Raw genomic sequence first — 18,685 nt, 5'->3', positions numbered from 1 at the left:
GCCCGTGTTGCCACCCACGAGCACCAAAGCCCGCTAGTTTAGCGCATCTTTCAGCGCTTTGCCAGGTTTGAATTTCGCAACTTTACCGCCTTCGATCGTGATGGCCGCTCCCGTGCGGGGATTACGCCCATTACGCGAAGACCGCTTGCCGACCAGGAACGTACCGAAGCCGACCAGCGTGACCGACCCACCTTCGCACAACGCATCCTTGATGCCGTCGATCAGCGCGTCGATGGCGCGCCCCGCCGCGGCTTTTGACATGTCGGTCTGCGTCGCCACATGGTCGATGAGATCTGTTTTATTCATCGTGCCACCTCCCCGAACACCCGCTCAGTGTGGATTCATTAAAGTGGCCGTCAATCGACGTGTCAAGGCGAAGAACTGCGTGCTACACGTCGTAGCCTGTGCAAAGAAAAAGGGCCCGAACATGTCGGGCCCTTCTTCAACCTTGGCAGGCCGCGGTGTCAGTGATGCACCATTTCCTGCGACTTGCCGTCGTCGCCCTTGGCGGGCGCAGGCTTGGCTTCCTCTTCCGGCAGCGGCTCCGGCTTACGCACCAGCGCCAGCTCCAGCACCTTATCGATCCAGCGCACCGGCTGAATTTCGATGCTGTTCTTCACGTTGTCCGGAATGTCCGCCAAGTCCTTGACGTTCTCTTCCGGAATCAGCGCCAGCTTGATGCCGCCACGGTGTGCAGCCAGCAGCTTTTCCTTCAAGCCGCCGATCGGCAACACCTCGCCGCGCAGCGTGATTTCGCCGGTCATTGCCACATCAGCGCGCACCGGAATTCCGGTCAGCACCGACACCAGCGCCGTCGTCATCGCAATACCTGCCGACGGACCGTCCTTGGGCGTCGCACCTTCGGGCACGTGGATGTGGATGTCGCGCTTCTCGAACATCTCATCCTTGATACCCAGGCGCGCCGAACGCGAACGCACCACCGAGCGCGCAGCCTCGACCGACTCCTTCATCACGTCGCCCAACGAACCGGTGCGGGTGATGTTGCCCTTGCCCGGCATCAGCGCGGCTTCGATGGTCAGCAGATCGCCGCCCACTTCCGTCCATGCCAAACCGGTCACCTGGCCGACCTGATCTTCCTTGCCGGCCAGACCAAAGTCGAAGCGACGCACGCCGAGGAATTTGTCCAGGTTGTCCGAATCCACCTTCACAGACGTGCCGGCTTCCTTCTTCAGCAGCAACTGCTTGACCACCTTGCGGCAGATCTTCGAAACCTCGCGCTCGAGCGAACGCACACCAGCTTCCCGCGTGTAATAGCGGATGATGTCGCGCAGCGCGGCTTCGGTCACCTCGATCTCGCCTTCCTTCAGACCATTATTCTTGATCTGCTTGGGCAGCAAGTAGCGACGGGCGATGTTGACCTTTTCGTCCTCCGTGTAGCCCGACAGGCGAATCACTTCCATCCGGTCCAGCAACGGCGCCGGAATGTTCAGCGAGTTCGACGTCGCCACGAACATCACATCCGACAGGTCGAAGTCCACTTCGATATAGTGGTCCTGGAACGTGTGGTTCTGTTCCGGGTCCAGCACTTCGAGCAAGGCCGACGACGGGTCGCCGCGGAAGTCCGCACCCATCTTGTCGATCTCGTCCAGCAGGAACAGCGGATTGCGCACGCCGACCTTGGTCAGGCTCTGCAGAATCTTGCCGGGCATCGACCCGATGTACGTACGGCGGTGACCGCGAATCTCGGCCTCGTCACGCACGCCACCCAGCGCCATGCGCACGAACTTGCGGTTCGTTGCACGCGCCACCGACTGCCCGAGCGAGGTCTTGCCAACACCAGGCGGCCCCACGAGGCACAGGATCGGCGCCTTCAGCTTGTCCACGCGCTGTTGCACTGCAAGGTACTCAAGGATGCGTTCCTTGACCTTCTCCAGGCCGTAATGGTCCTGATCCAAAACCTGCTCGGCATTCGACAGGTCGTTGTTGACCTTGCTCTTCTTGCGCCACGGCAGACCGACCAACGTGTCGATGTAGTTGCGCACGACCGTTGCCTCGGCCGACATCGGCGACATCAGCTTGAGCTTCTTGAACTCGGACTCGGCCTTCTTCTTGGCCTCCTTCGGCATGCGGGCGGCCTTGATCTTCTTGTCCAGCTCTTCGAGATCGGCGCCTTCCTCGCCTTCGCCCAGTTCCTTCTGGATGGCCTTGACCTGCTCGTTCAGGTAGTACTCGCGCTGGCTCTTCTCCATCTGGCGCTTGACGCGGCCGCGGATGCGCTTTTCCACCTGCAGAATGTCGATCTCGCCCTCAAGCTGCGACAGCAGGCTCTCCAGGCGTTCCGTCACGTTGAACATCTCGAGAATCTTCTGCTTCTGCTCGAGCTTGATCGGCAGGTGCGCAGCGATGGTGTCAGCCAGACGACCCGGCTCGTCGATGCCCGACAACGAAGTCAGGATCTCCGGCGGGATCTTCTTGTTCAGCTTCACGTACTGATCGAACTGCGACACGATGGCGCGACGCAGCGCCTCGGTCTCAGCCGATTCAGTGGGTTCCGGGCCGACGGGCACGGCTTCGCAGAAAAAGTGCGATTCGTCGTCGGTGACGGACAGGATGTTGGCGCGCTGCGTGCCCTCGACCAGCACCTTCACGGTGCCGTCCGGCAGCTTCAGCATCTGCAGAATGTTGGCGATACAGCCGACCTCGTACAGATCCTTGTCGGTCGGCTCGTCCTTGGCGGCGGTCTTTTGCGCCACGAGCATGATGCTCTTGCCCGCCTCCATCGCAGCTTCCAGCGCCTTGATGGATTTGGGGCGCCCCACGAACAGCGGAATCACCATGTGCGGAAACACCACCACGTCACGCAGCGGCAACAGCGGCAGGCGAATCTGCTCAGCGGGTAAAAGTTGGGTTCCGGACATTATTTTCCCCAGAAAGTCATGTAAGGGCTAAATTGGGCACAGCGACGGTTTTACAAGACCGCTGCTGCAAGTCGCATGCCGACCCGGTTTCCCGAAGCAAAAAAAGCCGCTCGCGAGCGAACGGCTTCCTGCATGGGACGCATACGGCGCATCCCGGCCGGGCATTCGCGTCAGTTGGAACCTGCAACCTTGGGTTGCTCTTCGTAAATCAGCAAGGGCTTGCCTTCGTCGGAGATCGTACTTTCATCGATCACCACCTTTTGCACACCCTTGTGGTTGGGGAGGTCATACATCACATCCATCAAAGCGTGCTCGACGATGGAACGCAAACCACGCGCCCCCGTCTTGCGCTTGATCGCCTTGCGGGCGATTGCCGTCAGCGCGCTCGGACGAATTTCCAGCTCCACCCCTTCCATTGCCAGCAGCTTCTGGTACTGCTTGACGATTGCGTTCTTGGGCTCGACCAGAATTTCCATCAAGGCAGCTTCATCGAGCTTGGCCAGCGTCGCCACCACGGGCAGACGGCCGATCAACTCGGGAATCAGGCCGAACTTGATGAGATCTTCCGGCTCCACTTGCGGCAGCACTTCGCTGACGTCGCGCTCTTCCTTGCTCTGCACTTCTGCACCGAAACCGATACCGGTCTTGTCAGAGCGCTGCATGATGATCTTTTCCAGACCGTCGAACGCGCCGCCGCAGATGAACAGGATGTTGGTCGTATCAACCTGCAGGAAGTCCTGATTCGGATGCTTGCGGCCACCTTGCGGCGGCACCGAAGCCATCGTTCCTTCCACCAGCTTGAGCAGCGCCTGCTGCACACCTTCCCCAGAAACGTCCCGAGTAATGGAAGGGTTGTCAGACTTGCGCGAAATCTTGTCGATCTCGTCGATGTAGACGATGCCGCGCTGGGCCTTGTCCACCTCGTAATTGCAGTTCTGCAGCAGCTTCTGGATGATGTTTTCGACGTCCTCGCCCACGTAGCCGGCTTCAGTCAGCGTGGTGGCGTCGGCGATGACGAATGGCACGTTCAACAGACGCGCCAGCGTTTGAGCAAGCAGGGTCTTGCCCGAGCCAGTCGGCCCGATGAGCAGGATGTTGCTCTTCGACAGCTCGACATCGTCCTTCTTGCCGAGGTGCTTCAAACGCTTGTAATGGTTGTAGACCGCGACCGCCAGGATCTTCTTGGCCTGCTCCTGACCAATCACATATTGGTCCAGGCTTTGGCGGATTTCATGCGGTGTGGGCAGATCGGACTTGACCGCCAGACCACCTTCCTTTTCGGAGATGGCGGCTTCGTCCCGGATGATTTCGTTGCACAGGTCGATACATTCATCGCAGATGAAGACCGAGGGGCCGGCAATCAGTTTCTTGACCTCATGCTGGCTCTTGCCGCAAAACGAGCAGTACAGCAGCTTTTCGCCAGTCGAGCCTTTCTTGTCCGCCATAACGATTACCAGTAGTTCTTGGCAGCATCATACGCCAAATTATCTGGCGACGATCCGCAGGTGTTGTTCTAAGCAAAAACGAGGCGCGAAGCCTCGTTTTTGACACCGCTTGACATGTTTCGTGCGGTTAGCCGGTGTGCCGTAAAACGCACCAGCCACCATCTACACACATCGACGCATTACATCGACACTTCAGCGCTTCGCGATAACCTGATCGATCAGGCCGTATTCCTTGGCCTGTTCGCTGCTCATGAAGTTATCACGATCCGTGTCGCGCGCGATCTTATCGACGGGCTGACCGGTCGCCTCCGAGAGCACCGTGTTCAGACGCTCGCGCAGATACAGAATCTCGCGCGCCTGGATCTCGATGTCGGAGGCTTGGCCGCGCGCACCGCCCAGCGGCTGGTGAATCATGATGCGCGAGTTCGGCAGCGCCAGACGCTTGCCCTTGGCACCGGCCGCGAGCAGGAACGCGCCCATGCTGGCTGCCATGCCCATGCACAGCGTCGACACGTCAGGCTTGATGAACTGCATCGTGTCGTACATCGCCAGGCCGGACGAGACCGAACCACCCGGCGAATTGATGTACAGCGAGATGTCCTTGTCCGGATTCTCGCTTTCCAAAAACAGCAACTGTGCCACCACGAGGTTGGCAGTCTGGTCGTTGACCTCGCCCACCATGAAGATCACTCGCTCCTTGAGCAGGCGCGAGTAGATATCGTAGGCGCGCTCGCCGCGGCCCGACTGCTCGACCACCATCGGCACCAGACCGAGCCCCTGCGTTTCGAGCGCGGAAGCCTGGGTACGGGCAAGTTGGTCGATCAGTTCATTGCGGATCATGCGGTTCTCCGGTGCTTATTTCGGAAACTCTATCGATCGAATCAGCCTTGCGCCGGCGTGGCGGTCAGCTCTTCGAACGACACGACCTTGTCAGTGACCTTGGCCTTGTCGCACACAAAATTTACCACGTTGTTTTCGAGCACGTAGGCTTCCATCTCGGCCAAGCGCTGTTGGTCGCCGTAGTACCAACGGATGACTTCCTTCGGATCTTCGTAGCTCTTGGCGAACTCTTCGATTTCCGCCTTGATCTGCTCCGGCTTGGCTTCCAGGCCGTGGGCCTTCACCACTTCGGCCAGCACCAGACCCAGCTTCACGCGGCGCTCAGCTTGCTGCGTGAACATTTCGGCCGGGATCGGCATGTTCTTGGCGTTCGGCATGCCGCGCGATTCGAGGTCGCGGCGGGCCATTTCGACCAGGCGCTCTTGATCTTGCTCGACCAGCGACTTCGGCACGTCAAGCTCTGCCACCTTCAGCAGCGCTTCCATGACTTGGTCCTTGAGCAGCGCGTGCGTGCGGCGCTTGACTTCACGCTCCAGGTTTTCGCGGATGTCGGCGCGCATCTTGTCGAGGTTGCCGTCGGCGATGCCGAGCGATTGTGCGAAGGCTTCGTTGACTTCCGGCAGGTGCGCCCACTCGACTTGCTTGAGCGTGACCGTGAATTCAGCAGTCTTACCGGCGACGTCCTTGCCGTGGTAGTCCTCGGGGAACGCCAACGGGAATTTCTTCGACTCGCCTTGCTTCAGGCCCAGGGTGGCTTGCTCGAACTCGGGCAGCATACGGCCTTCGCCAAGCACGAAGCTGAAGCCTTCAGCCTTGCCGCCGGCGAATTCCACGCCGTCGATCGTGCCGACGAAATCGACCGTCACGCGGTCGCCATTCTGTGCAACCGCTGCACCGCCGTCGCCGTGGTCGCCGGCTTCGCCGCGCGGATGGTAGTGCACGCGCTGCTTGCGCAGGATGTCGAGAGTCTTGTCGATCTCGGCGTCGGTGATTTCGGTCTTGGTGCGGGTCAGTTCCGCGCCGGCCAAATCGCCGAGCTTCACTTCCGGATACACCTCGAACGTCGCGTCGAAGGCGACTTGATCGTCAGCCACGCCTTCGGTCTTCAGTTCGAAGCGCGGTTGGCCGGCAACCTTCACGCCCTGCTCGTTCGTGATGTCGAAGAACTGGCGGGCAGCCTTGTCGTAGCGCACTTCGAATTCGACTTGTTGGCCGTATTGCTTCTCGACCATCTTCATCGGGACCTTGCCCGGGCGGAAGCCGGACATCTTGACGGTCTTGGACAGACGCGCCAGACGGCTTTGCTTCTCTTGCTCCACTTCGGCCTTCGGGACAGCCAGGGTCACTTTGCGATCAAGCTTGCCGAGGTTTTCGATAGTCGACATGGTCGTAATTCCAGATTCAGAAGATGGTTGCGTCGAACGGCGCAGCGCCAGCAGCAGCCGTGGTTCAAAGTTCTTGGTGTTGCCGGGCTTGCAGGAATGCGGCGCGAGGGCCGCTTGACTGGACAATGCACGGCACAACGGGCGCGTTCAGGCTGGCAAACGCAAAACGCATATTATGGCATGGAACGTTCGGCGGCCCTGATTTTTTGGGTCGGAACGCTAGGAAAACCCTTCAAACCGCGTGTTAATCCAGCGGTTCCGCGGCTTCGTTTTCCGGGGGTGTCGCGCCCTGTCCTTGATGGTGCCCATGCTGCAACGCACGCAGAACAAACCGGCCGGGGTCAAGCGCCGCAACCAGGTCCGATTCCAGCGGGAGCGGGCCACCGTCGATCTGCGCCGCCAGCAACTCTGCGCCCAGTACCGACCATGTGAGGCCCCGGGAGCCGTACGCAAGTGCTGCATACAGCCCGGCAAGGCGAGGCAGCTGTGCATGCGGACCACGCAAACGGAAGCCGGGCGCCGTGGCCGCCGCCTCATCCACCAGCGGGCCGATCAATGGCAACCGATTGGCCGAGACGCACCGCACACCGACATAGCCATGCAGTTGCGCCACGTCGAGCTTCGCCAGCGCGCCCGATTGCTGAGGCTGCAATCCGGCCAGCCGCCGGAGGTTGGCGGCATGATCGGCGACACGCTCCGTCAGATCGGATTCACCCGGTTGGAATGAGGAGCCTATGCGCACCGACCGCGCGCCCGGCTCGGCAGGCAGCAGATAGCCATTGCCGCAAACAACGGCTTTCGGCCATGCGAGGCCCGCCTCAAACCCGGCGACGGGCACATCCGTGAGTTGACCGCGCACCGGCTTGAGCGACGCGGAATTCAGTGGTGCCAGACGTGCCGCTCCGAGACTATTGGCCAGAACGATGACCGGCGCACTCGCAATCACAGCGCCCTGCGCATCCAACGCCTGCCATTGATCGCCGTCTTGGCGCAGCGATCCAACGTGCGTATTCCAGCGTGTGTCGATTGCAGTACCGGCAGCGGCTAGATTGGCGCGGCAAATATCCGGCGGAGCGACCCAGCCGGCTTGCGCAAACCACCAGCCGCCCTGCGGCACGCTGGCGCCGACGCGTTGCGCGGCCTCCTCTACATTGAGCCAGTCGATGTAATCGGTCGGATAGCCGAGCGTTTGCACGATCCGTTGCTGCTCGGTGGCGTCGTCGGCGTCTTCAGCGAGTTGCAGCACGCCGGTGCATTGGAAGCCTGTGGCGAAGCCGGCGCAATCCAGCGCGTCCCAATGGCGGCGCGCAAGGAGGTTGCCTGCGCGCGATAGCCGCGACAGCACGCTGTCGTCGATGGATACATGCGGATGCATGGCCGCTGCGCGATGCGCCGAGGTGCCGCGTGCGTGGCCGTCGTTTTCGTCGACCAGGGTGACGCGCCAGCCGCGCGACGCGAGCCGCTCCGCAATGGGGCACCCTGCCAGCCCGGCGCCGAGCACGATGGCGTGTCGCTGGCCCCAAACTGGCGCTTCCACCGGCCCGCGCCGCGTGCGCCAATGGGTCGGGAACTGCGCGACGGTCATGTCGCGCTTGCTGCCGAAACCGGGCGCCTTGCGTACCTCGAAGCCGGCTTCCTGCAAGCCGCGTCGTACGAATCCTGCGGCGGTGTACGTCGCCAATGTCGCGCCGGCGCGTGCCACCCGCGCAAGCTGCTTGAACACGCGCGGCTGCCACAGATCCGGGTTTTTTGCGGGAGAGAACCCGTCGAGATAAAACGCGTCGGCAGCGCACGAGAGTTGCGGCAGCGTCTCCATCGCATCACCGAGCAGCAGCGTGAGCGTGACGCGGCCGTCGTCGAAGGTCAAACGATGCACGCCGGGCACCGGCACGGGCCATGATCGACGCAGCATCTCGGCGAGCGGGGCCAGCGCGCCGCTGGCTGGATGCACGACCGACAACCCCGCGCGATCGAATGGATGCTTCTCGATCGAGACGAAATCGAGCCGCGCACAACGCTGCGGATCGTCGCGCCATGCGGCCCACGTGGCGAGGAAATTCAGGCCCTGGCCGAAGCCGGTTTCGACGATGGTGAAGGCGCGCTTGCCCTGCCATGCACCTGGCAAGCCGTTGCCGCCCAGGAAAACGTGATGCGCCTGCGCCAGACCGCCTTCGGAGCTGTGATAGACGTCGTCGTACTGCGCGGAGAACGGCGTGCCGTCCGACGTGAGCTGAGGCGTAGCGAGAACAAGGCCGCGTGGCATGAAGCACCCTGGGAAGAAGCGGCGAATTGTAACGCCGCCCCTTCCCGGCGCCTTGACCTAGAGCAGCGGCTCTGCGTTACACGTCGGCGACGGGCAGCGTGCCCATCACGCGCCGGTACCACGCGTGGAAGTGCTGCATGCCGTCTTCGAGCGGCGACTGGTAAGGCCCCGTTTCCGACACACCGCGCTCCATCAGCGCACGGCGACCCGCATCCATGCGTTCGCCAATCTCGTCGTCCTCGATGCAGGTTTCCATATACGCAGCGCGCTGTGCTTCGACGAATTCGCGCTCGAACGCGGCGATCTCTTCCGGGTAGTAGAACTCGACCACGTTGACGGTGTCCTGCGGCCCTTTCGGATACAGCGTGGAAAGCACCAGCACGTGCGGATACAGCTCGATCATGTGGGTCGGGAAATACGTCACCCAGATCGCGCCAAAGTCGGGCGGTGCGCCACGGCGGTAGTCCAGCAGTCGATCGTGCCACGCGCCGTAGACATCGGAGCCCGGCTGGCTGAGCGCCTCGTTGATGCCCACGCGCTGCATGCTGTACCAGTCGGCGAACTCCCATTCAAGGTTGTCGCAGGTGACAAAGTGGCCGAGGCCGGGGTGGAACGGCGCGACGTGGTAATCCTCCAGATAGACCTCGATGAACGTCTTCCAGTTGTAGTTGCACTGGTGGACTTCCACGTGATCGAGCACGTAGTCACCGAAGTCGAATTCCGGACGCGCGAACAGCGGCGCCATATCGCGTGCCGGATCGCGCGGGCCTTCGAACAGCAACCCATGGCAGTTGCGCAGCGTGAAGCGCTGCAGGTTCTTGCATGGCGTGCTGGGAAACTGCGGCGCGCCGATCAGTTCACCGTGGTCTGTGTACGTCCAGCGGTGCAAGGGGCAGACGATATTGCCGCCGGCGGTGCGCAAGTTGCCGGTGGCATTGGCGGGGCCGCGCACATTGCCCGTTTCACCGCCAAGAATCAGCGCCTGGCGATGCCGGCAGACGTTGGACATCAACTCCACGCCGCCAGCGTTGCGAACGAGCACGCGGCCGCCGCCTTCCTGTGGGAGGCGGCGCCAATCGCCGGATTCGGGTACGGCTTTTTCGCTGCCCACGTAGCAGGCAGACTGCTTGAAGATCGTTTCGAGTTCGCACGCGAACAAGGCGTCATCAAAATACGCGGCGACGGGCAATTGGGTATGCGCTGGCATCACGTGCGCCAGGCGTCCGACATCAGTCATCGGAGAATCTCCAACACGGTGTGGCGGGCGGTTTGGCAATGGGCCCAACCACATCCGCCCCATCGGGTATCGGGGGAATGTGCTCGCGGGGACGGTCAGCCCGCTTCCGCCACCAGGCGGGCGATGCGGGCGTCCAGCGAGAGCTTCGGACACGTGCTGCACTTCTCTCCGTCGTGACGGCGGAAATGGTGACAGCAGACCTTGCGGTCGAGGGCGAGTGCGGGCGTGCCGTCTCGGGCGCGGTAGGCAAAGAAGCCGCATCCGCCGGAGATGCCAAGATGCGCGAGCCAGTCTTCCCCGGCTGCTACCAGGGCCGCATCGGACAGCGGCACATGCGGACGCACGGCCATGAGGGCGCCAAGCACGCACTCGGCTTGCAGCCGATCGGCAGCGCGATCGTGTAACGAGACCATCGGTTTCAGCGCACGACGCATCGCCGCGCAGAACGCGCGCAGCTCAGTGGCGGCGACTTCCCTTCGCGCAGCGAACGTCCCCTCAACCGGCACCTGTGCAGGCAAGTGCAGGCCGCTCGGAAAACCGTTCTTCATCGGCTGTGCAAGACCTGACAGGCTGGGCACAGGCGCATCCAGATGGACTGCAATCACGCAGAGATAGATCGGCTGCCAGATCGCCAGGCCCCAGCACCGCAGGGCGAGGTAATGGGCGCCAGCTTCCGGATAGGCACGCGCCCAGTGGTCGCACAGGGCGCGCAATGCATCGTCGTCTCCGAGGCGCAGCGCGCCCGCCGGTGCCACGCCGCCCTGCTCGCCGCGCAAGCTGGGCAGGACGCGCTGCACCGCCGCCCATACACGTGCGAGATCCGGCGCAGGCGATGGCCGCCAGGCTACCGCCGTGGCGAAGCCCGGCCCGCTGGCGTCTTCAACGAAGGCGCGCATGCCGTCCGTCATGCAGCCGCTTCCGCTGCTTCGGCCGCCGCGACCGAACGGCCCTGCGCTGTACGGCGGAACTTGGCGATCGGGTTGACCAGGTTGCCGGCCATCTTCAGGCTCGATGCGGGGTCGGCCAGATTCACCATCTGCACGTTATTGCCCAGCTGCAGGCGGTTCAGGCACGAATGCAGGAACTCGGGGACGAACATGTCGTAGTGGGCATACTTGGCGGCGCGTTCCGGATGCGCGTCCTGGTAGTCGTACACGCAATCCGCGACCGCACCCCAGAACTCGTCTTCTGTGCAGCAGCCGTTTTCCACCAGCACGTGATTGATGTGGCGCAACACACCATCGAACACGTCGATGAAGATGCCGAGCAGTTTGAAGTTATCCGGCACCTCCACGGCCAGGCGTTGCACACGCTCAGGCAGCCATTCACGTGCCTTGATTTCCAGGATGGCAGATTCCTCGGCAATGTCTTTCATGATGGCGCGCACGGGCACGTGCTTGTCCATCACGAGGATGAGGTTTTCGCCATGCGGCATGAAGCTCAGGTCGTGTGCGTAGAAGCAATGCAGCAGCGGCGTGAGATACGCCTGCAGGTATCGACGCACCCAGGTCAGTGCCGGCAGGCCGGAGCGCCGGATCAGTTCCGGCATCAGCGCAACGCCGTCCTTGTCGACGTGCAGCAATGCGGCCATCGTCATCAGGCGTTCCCCCGGTTGCAGCAGTTGCAGCGGGTTCTCGCGCCACAGCGCCGAGAACATCTTCTTGTACGGCGTATCTACGGGAATCGCGGCCTCGTAATAGAAGTTACGGAAGCCGATGGCCGCCACTTCCTGCAGGATCGTGAAACCGTTCTCGCGCAGGAAAGCATCGCCCGACACCAGCTCCTTGATGAATTCGTTGATCGCCGGCGTGCCGGACATGTAGTACGGCGACAGCCCGCGCATGAACCCCATGTTTAGGATCGACAGCGAGGTCTTCACATAGCGCTTGGTGCGATCGCTCGTGTTGAAGAACGTACGGATGGATTGCTGCGCGATGTAGTGATCCGCGCTGTAGTCGAGGCAGATGATCTTGCGTTGCGCCACGTAGCCGGCGAACGCGATGGAAAGCTTGTTGAACCACTGCCACGGGTGCGCCGGCATGAAGTGATAGTCGGCGGGGTCGACGCCCTTGGCGGCCACCTGGCGGGTGAACTCGTCCACCGTGTCCTGCCCCAGCTCTTCGGCCAGCAGCTGCGCGTAGTCGAGCGTGGACAGCGTCGACGGTGTGGCGTGGTCCTTGTGCACGGCCAGCCAGATCACGCGGATGTCGGAGCCGGCCTCCGGCGCATAGGCCTGGTAGTCGACGGCGTTGAAGCCGAGGCGTCCGTTGTTGGCGACAAAGCCCGGGTGCCCTTCCATCATTGCGACCTCGATGGTCTGGAAGTCGGTGGCGTCGGCCAGTTGTGCGCTGCTTGGCGCGTCGGCCTTCATGCGCTTGTAGGCGCTGCCGAAGAGCGTGCTGCTGATTTCGTCAAGGTAGATGGGCAGCAGGTCGTCGCGGATGCCAAGGCGCTGGCGGCATTCGATGATGAACTGCAGCGCATCCAACGGTTGCTCAGCGCCATCGACCAGGCGGCGAATCGACTCCGGCCGGATGAACCAATGGCGCAGCGCCAACCGCCGGGCCTCAAACTGGTAGCAGACCTTGCCGTCGTCAGAAAACACCTGATACAGCGCGAAGCCGTTGGCCGCATCTTTCACGTGTTCGGGTTCCAGGATGATCTCGTGCGCATATTCGGCAATGGCCTTGCGTAGCAGCAGCCGATTGGCCTGTGCCCACACTTCGGGCGTGAGGTGGGCGGCGGCCTGTGCCGGGTGTTGGGAGAGCTGGTTCTGAAGCGTCACGTTCATGGCGAATCCTGTCGTTGGTTAAGCGGTGGCGGTGGTAGCGGCGGTGGCGGCGATAGCCCGCTCAAAATCCCGCCGAGTGCAAAAGGCGAGGCTGGCGATCTTTTCGGTAAAGGCGACGTTGCGGTCGTAGACGAAACCTGCGGCGCGGTTGATGGCGTGAATGCGTTCGTTGTTGGCGTCGGGCTCGACCACGATGCGGGCCGCCCCGAGGTGTTCGAACATGAAACGCATCAACGCGAAGAACACCACGCGTGTGTAGCCGGGCACGCGCACATCCGATGGCCCGATGAAGATGTGCATGCCCAAGTCGCCGGGCCGCACGTCGTAGAACGCACGGATGCGGTCGTGCGCGGGGTCGTAGCACTCGGCCAGGAAGACCGGGCGCCCTGCTTTCCAGACGAGATAGGCAGTGGCATGCCCGGAATCCATCAGCTCTTGATAGATCTGGCCGATCTCAGCTTCGGTCTTGTCGCGCATCAACCAGAACGATGCACGCTCCGGCTGGAACCAGCGGTGCAGCGTCGGGATGTCTTCCGGAATGCGCAGCAGACGGAAGGTGTAGCCGTCGGCATCCGTGTGCGGTGCACGGCTGGCGTCGGCGCGCCGATGAATGGCATGCAGGTCAATTGGCATGGGCGGGCTCCTCCACGTTGATGGGTTCGCCTGCCCTGCCCGCTTCGCCTGCGTGCGTGGCGCTCGGCACGTTCAGGATCAGCCGGTCGAGCAGCGCCGTCAGGACAAAGCCGCACGCAGCCAGCAGGAACGGCACGTGCAATCCGTAGCGATTGACGATCGCCCCGGCCGCAAACGAAGACAGCAGCACACCCAGGTTCTGGAAGAAATTGGTGATGCTGTAGTCGTGCGCATACCGCTGCGGTGTGGAAAGCCGGAACAGGTTGACATCGAGCTTCACGATGATCTGGAACAACGCCCAGCCATAGAGCACGCGCCCGATGACGATCAGCACAGGGTTGGGTGCAGCCTGCAGCAGCAGCCCGGCCGCGCCCAGCAGCAGATTGCCCAGCGTGTGGTCCGGCAACTTGCCACCGCGCGCCCGGATACGGGCATGCAAACGCAGCGCAAGGATGGCCATGGCACCCGGTATCGCGAAGACCATGCCTGAAACGAACTCGCTGTCGTGGCCGGACACCTGCTGCCAGTACACGGAAAAAAACGAGCGAATCAGGTATGCGCTGAAATCGAACACCAGCATCACCAGTGCGAGGCGCAGGATCGGCAGACGATCACGCCAGCGCGTGCGCGGCGCCTCCGCGGCCGCGGCTTCTGCGTGCTCGCCCGAATTGACGCGCACGATCTTGCCGCTGCGGATCAGATACAGGCACACAGCCATCTGGAAGAAATCGCCCGCTGCCATGGCGACGATGCTGGCACGCGGCCCCCACGTCTGCAGCACGAAGCCGCCCACCACGGCACCGAAGATGGCGCCAAAGTGCACCACCACAGACAGAATGCCCACCGTGGCGGCGTGCTGCTCTTTGGGCGTGAGCCGCATCATGTACGGATACATCAGCAGGTAGCTGCTCTTGCACATGAACATCAGCATCGACAGCACCCAGTACGTCACCACGTCGGGCGCCCAGTCGCTCAGCAGGCTGAATGTCCCCGCCGCACACTGCGTGTAGACCAGCAAGTGCAGCGGTTCCACGCGTTTGGCTACGCGCGCCCAGACCGGCAGCGTGCACATCACCGCGATGGAGATCGCCGCGACGTATGCGCCCACGTGGACGGGGCTGTCGAGCCCATAACGCGAAGCAAAGAACTGCGGATAGAACGGAATCAGGATGGCATCGCTGATGACGGCAAAAGTCGTCATCAGGATGATGTACACACGCAACGTCATGCGGCCACCCCGGCGGTCTCTTCCGCCATTTCCGGCACGCGGTCCCTGGTTGCTTCCTTGGCTGACTCCCTGGCCGCCAGCGGAATGAAATCGGGCGTGGACGGAATCGCAAAATCCTGGATCGCAATGCGCCGCTCGATCTTGTAGTGCTCCACTCCGGTCAGCTCGCGGATGATGCAGGAGTTGCGGTAGCAGCTCATCCCGAGGTCAGGATTGGTCAGGCCGTGCGTGTGCAGGCCGGCGTTCTGCACGTAGACCTCGTTGCCGTTGAAATCGGCCGCGTAGTTGCGCGAAAGCTGATAGCGGCCCTTGGCGTCCCAGCGCAGGCGGTGGCGGATGCCATCGATAAACGCAGGGATGTTCTGCTCATAGCCCGTGGCAAGCACGAGCCCCTCTGTGCGATGTGCATAGCGCGCGCCGCTGTCGAGCTGCTGAAATTCGATCTCGTAGGTGCCGGTAGCGGCATCGTGCCGGCAGGCTTGCAGCTCGCAGTTGGTGATGAGGTGCGTGCGCAGCGCGCCCGTCTTGCGCTTGTCGTCGAGCAGATCGTAGATCTGATTGATCAGGCTCGCGTTGACGCCTTTGTAGAGGCTGTCCTGCTTGCGGAGGATGCTCTCCTTGCGGCCATCCGGCAGATTGAAGAAGTAATCGATGTAGTCCGGAGAGATCATCTCCAGCGTCAGCTTGGTGTTCTCCATCTGGAAGAAGCGCGGAGAACGCGTGATCCAGACGAGGCTGTAATCGTGCTTGTCGCTCTCCTTGAGCAGGTCGTAATAGACCTCCGCCGCGCTTTGCCCGCTGCCGACAATGGTGATGGAGCGTTTTTCGCGCAGCGCGTCCCGCACGTCGATGTAGTCGGCGGTGTGCAGGTAGCGATGCCCATCGCGCGGCACGCATGCGGGAAACGACGGTGATGACCCAACGCCCAGCACCAGCTTGCGTGCACGCAGCACGAACGGTTCCCGCTCCGCGCCACGAAAGCCCGTGACGACATAGCAGCCGCGTTGGGCGTCATAGGCCAGCGCGTCCACGTCATGGTGGAAATGCACGCTGCGGAGTTGCGCGATGACCCATTTGCAGTAACGGTTGTATTCCGCGCGGCTCAGATAGAAGTTCTCGCGGATGTAATACGAATAGATCTTGCCTTCCTGCTTGCAGTAATTCAGGAAGCTGAAGCGGCTTTGCGGGTCGGCCAGACTTACCAGATCGGCAAGGAATGGATTCTGCAATGTGGTTTTATCAATCAGCATGCCGGGGTGCCAATTGAATTCTTCGGCGCGCTCCAGAAATAGGCCATTCAGACTTTCAATCGGTTCTGCCAGACAGGCCAGACTTAAATTGAATGGCCCTAAACCAATTGCAATAAAATCATAAACATCGGACTTCATCACGCTTGAACCTCCTGATTTGCAAAGACTGCATTTACCAAACGACAGCACCAGGAACGCGACCGGGGAAGCGCAGCGCACGCGCTCTCCGTCGGCCGGCGGCTTGGGGCCGCGCCTAGGCTGGGTGAATTCAGGTGGGGTTTTGATCACAGCCGATGCGTGCCGGCTGCTGAATGATCATGAATATCGCAAGCGCGATATCGGGAACAGATTCGAAATGCCCGGCGATGCCATACAAGCCCATCGCCGAGCAACAATCTAAGTCACAATACTACACAGAAAATGGAATGCTTGTGTGAAGAAAATGTAATTACCATTGATAAGAAATGGTGGCCATCACATTGCGCGCATCACCCCAATAACAATAGGCGTTGCTCAAGCAGGATGCCACGTAATTCTTATTAAAGAGATTCTTGGCAGACAATTGCAGCTTGGCGCCCTTGAGCGACGGATCCCAACGTGCAAGGTCAATGCGCAACATCAGATCCACCAGCGTATACGGCGGCACCTTGAAGCTGTTGGCGTTGTCGCCCCAGCTTGTGCCGACGTAGCGCAAGCCCATGCCGGCGGTGTAGCCCGGCATGAAGGTCCAGTCCACCCACGCCGACGCCATATGGCGCGGCACCTGATACGGCGTGTTGCCGACGAAGCCTTCTGCCGACTCGATGAACTTCATGTTGGTGAAGGTGTAGTTGGCAAGCACCGACACGGTGTCCGTCACCTGCGTGCGCGCTTCCAGCTCTACGCCGCGCGTGCGGATCTTGCCGCTCGGCACGTAGTAGATCTGCCCCACCGGCTTGGTCGCCACGTTTTCCTGATCGAGGTTGAACACCGCCGCCGACAGCATCGTGCTGGAGCCCTTCGGCTGATAACGCACACCGGCCTCGAACTGCTTAGCTGTGGCCGGTTGCAGGAGATTGCCCCGCTGGTCCGCGCGCAGGCTCGGGTTGAAACCATCCGAGTAGCTGAAATACGGCGCGATACCGTTGTCGAACAGATAGACCACGCCCGCACGTTTGGTGAACTTGGAGCCGCTCCACTCCGACGGCGTGCCGGTACCGTACAGATTGGACGCCTTCGCATGGTCTTCGCGCACGCCCAGCGTCAAGCGCCACCGGTCGATAGCAATCTGATCCTGCAGATACAGGCCGGTCTGCTCGAGCCACCGATCGACCGGTGACGCCGTGACGCCCGTGAGCCCCGGGCTGCCATATACAGGATTGAACGCGTTGATCGGGTCAGCGCTGCCGGACTCCCAGAAGCCATCGACATGGCGCTTCTGATAATCGAGGCCAAACAGCATCGTATGTTTGACCGCGCCCGTGGTGAACTTGCCTTCCAGCTGGTTATCGACCGTGTAAGCGTGCGTGGCCTCCTTGGCGCCGGAGTAGTACCGCGTCAGTTCATCGGCGCTGGCCCAGCCGAAGCCGTAAATCTGGCGCAAACGCGTATCGCCGAACACGTAGCGGAAGTTCTGGCGTACGGTCAGCCGATCGTTGAACGCATGCTCGAACTGATAGCCGACCATGCGCTCGGTGCGGCGGTATTTTTCAACCGTGGGGTCGCCATCGAAAAAGTAGCGGGAAATGTAGCGGCCATTGCGCGGGAAGATGCTGCCTTCCGCCGGCACGCCGCTGTGATAGCCGCCTTCCGGATCGTGCTGCAAATAGGTCTGCAACAGCAGATGCGTATCGGGCGTGAAGTTGATGGCGAGCGACGGCGCAATCGCAAACCGCTGCTCGCGCACGTGCTCGAATTGCGTGTCCATGCCGCGCGCCAGACCGGTCACCCGGAAGGCCATCACACCGTTCTGGTCGATCGGCCCGGAGATATCGAACGCGCCCTCAAGACGGTTGCGATTGCCCACCGTGACTTCCACCTCGTGATACGGCTGGAAGAGCGGCTTCTTGCTCGTCAGCGCCACCACGCCACCCGGCGACGCACGCCCGTACAGGATCGAACCCGGCCCTTTGAGCACATCGATGCGCTGCAGGAAATACGGATCGACCTGGAACGAGCTGTAGCTGCCCTGGTCGCTCATCAAGCGCAGTCCGTCGAGCAACGTGTTGTCGACGCTGCTGTCATTGAAGCCACGCAGCGCAACGTAGTCGTAGCGGTTGGACGCGCCGACCAGTGCGGTAAATGCGCCCGAGGTGTAGTTGAGCGCCTCCGAAATGCCGCGCGGCTTCTGGTCGTCCAGCTGCTGCTGCGTCACTACCGAAATCGACTGCGGCGTTTCGATGATGGGCGTATCGGTCTTGGTACCGGCCGCGCTCTGCCTGGCAACGAAGCCTTTGCCCGGACTTTGCGCCGTCTCGCCTCGGCCGACCGCCGTGGTTGCGGGCAGCGTGGCGCTGACCTCGCCAGTGGTACTTTGCGCGATCGCTTGCGTTGGCAGCGCCGCCCCCAGCAGCACTGCGCAGGTCAGCCGCGCGGCAAGCGCCATCGGGCGCAGCGTTGTACGGCAGAACGTATCGGATGGAAAAACCGTTGTTGTGTTCGTTTGCATTGGCATGGTGTGTTGGAAGATGCGTGTGGTTTCCACACCCATCGACGACCCACACCGCAAAAGCGGAACCGCCGCGGAATCTTTTTT

At 61.8% G+C, this 18,685-nt stretch carries 13 protein-coding genes; all 13 read right to left on the bottom strand.

Annotated elements, in window-relative coordinates; translation table 11 throughout:
• Positions 1–33: 33 nt before the first annotated feature.
• Positions 34–306 carry an HU family DNA-binding protein gene (locus tag N511_RS0122915; RefSeq protein ID WP_004627009.1) on the bottom strand — a complete coding sequence of 91 codons (273 nt, stop codon included), beginning with the start codon at positions 304–306 and terminating at the stop codon, positions 34–36.
• Between the two features lie 158 nt (positions 307–464).
• Complete coding sequence (lon, locus tag N511_RS0122910; RefSeq protein ID WP_027681384.1) at positions 465–2,879, bottom strand: endopeptidase La; 2,415 nt, start codon at positions 2,877–2,879, stop codon at positions 465–467.
• A 170-nt stretch (positions 2,880–3,049) separates the two neighbouring features.
• Positions 3,050–4,324: an ATP-dependent Clp protease ATP-binding subunit ClpX gene (gene clpX, locus N511_RS0122905; protein ID WP_009238059.1), complete on the bottom strand. Its 1,275-nt coding sequence runs from the start codon at positions 4,322–4,324 to the stop codon at positions 3,050–3,052.
• Between the two features lie 192 nt (positions 4,325–4,516).
• Positions 4,517–5,164, bottom strand: a complete 648-nt coding sequence (gene clpP, locus N511_RS0122900; protein WP_024975598.1) for an ATP-dependent Clp endopeptidase proteolytic subunit ClpP — start codon at positions 5,162–5,164, stop codon at positions 4,517–4,519.
• A gap of 41 nt (positions 5,165–5,205) precedes the next feature.
• Positions 5,206–6,549, bottom strand: a complete 1,344-nt coding sequence (tig, locus tag N511_RS0122895) for a trigger factor (protein ID WP_027681383.1) — start codon at positions 6,547–6,549, stop codon at positions 5,206–5,208.
• Between the two features lie 244 nt (positions 6,550–6,793).
• The gene (gene mnmC, locus N511_RS0122890; RefSeq protein ID WP_027681382.1) at positions 6,794–8,812 is read right to left on the bottom strand and encodes a bifunctional tRNA (5-methylaminomethyl-2-thiouridine)(34)-methyltransferase MnmD/FAD-dependent 5-carboxymethylaminomethyl-2-thiouridine(34) oxidoreductase MnmC; all 2,019 of its coding nucleotides are present in this window, start codon (positions 8,810–8,812) and stop codon (positions 6,794–6,796) included.
• A gap of 76 nt (positions 8,813–8,888) precedes the next feature.
• Entirely contained in the window at positions 8,889–10,049 is a 1,161-nt protein-coding gene (locus N511_RS0122885) for an aromatic ring-hydroxylating oxygenase subunit alpha (RefSeq protein ID WP_027681381.1), read from the bottom strand.
• A gap of 95 nt (positions 10,050–10,144) precedes the next feature.
• Positions 10,145–10,957 carry a siderophore ferric iron reductase gene (locus tag N511_RS24510; protein WP_081785422.1) on the bottom strand — a complete coding sequence of 271 codons (813 nt, stop codon included), beginning with the start codon at positions 10,955–10,957 and terminating at the stop codon, positions 10,145–10,147.
• Positions 10,954–12,840, bottom strand: a complete 1,887-nt coding sequence (locus tag N511_RS0122875) for an IucA/IucC family protein (RefSeq protein ID WP_027681380.1) — start codon at positions 12,838–12,840, stop codon at positions 10,954–10,956. Before N511_RS0122875 ends, N511_RS24510 begins: the two co-directional genes overlap by 4 nt.
• A gap of 18 nt (positions 12,841–12,858) precedes the next feature.
• Complete coding sequence (locus tag N511_RS0122870) at positions 12,859–13,473, bottom strand: GNAT family N-acetyltransferase (protein WP_027681379.1); 615 nt, start codon at positions 13,471–13,473, stop codon at positions 12,859–12,861.
• Complete coding sequence (locus N511_RS0122865) at positions 13,463–14,701, bottom strand: MFS transporter (protein WP_027681378.1); 1,239 nt, start codon at positions 14,699–14,701, stop codon at positions 13,463–13,465. The genes N511_RS0122870 and N511_RS0122865 overlap by 11 nt, the downstream gene beginning before the upstream one ends.
• Entirely contained in the window at positions 14,698–16,170 is a 1,473-nt protein-coding gene (locus N511_RS24505) for a lysine N(6)-hydroxylase/L-ornithine N(5)-oxygenase family protein (RefSeq protein WP_231479666.1), read from the bottom strand. Before N511_RS24505 ends, N511_RS0122865 begins: the two co-directional genes overlap by 4 nt.
• Positions 16,171–16,399: 229 nt before the next feature.
• Complete coding sequence (locus N511_RS24500; RefSeq protein ID WP_231479665.1) at positions 16,400–18,535, bottom strand: TonB-dependent siderophore receptor; 2,136 nt, start codon at positions 18,533–18,535, stop codon at positions 16,400–16,402.
• Between the last annotated feature and the right edge of the window lie 150 nt (positions 18,536–18,685).

This window comes from Ralstonia sp. UNC404CL21Col (assembly GCF_000620465.1).
Lineage (GTDB): Bacteria > Pseudomonadota > Gammaproteobacteria > Burkholderiales > Burkholderiaceae > Ralstonia > Ralstonia flatus.
This window is presented reverse-complemented; position numbering and strand designations above follow the sequence as displayed.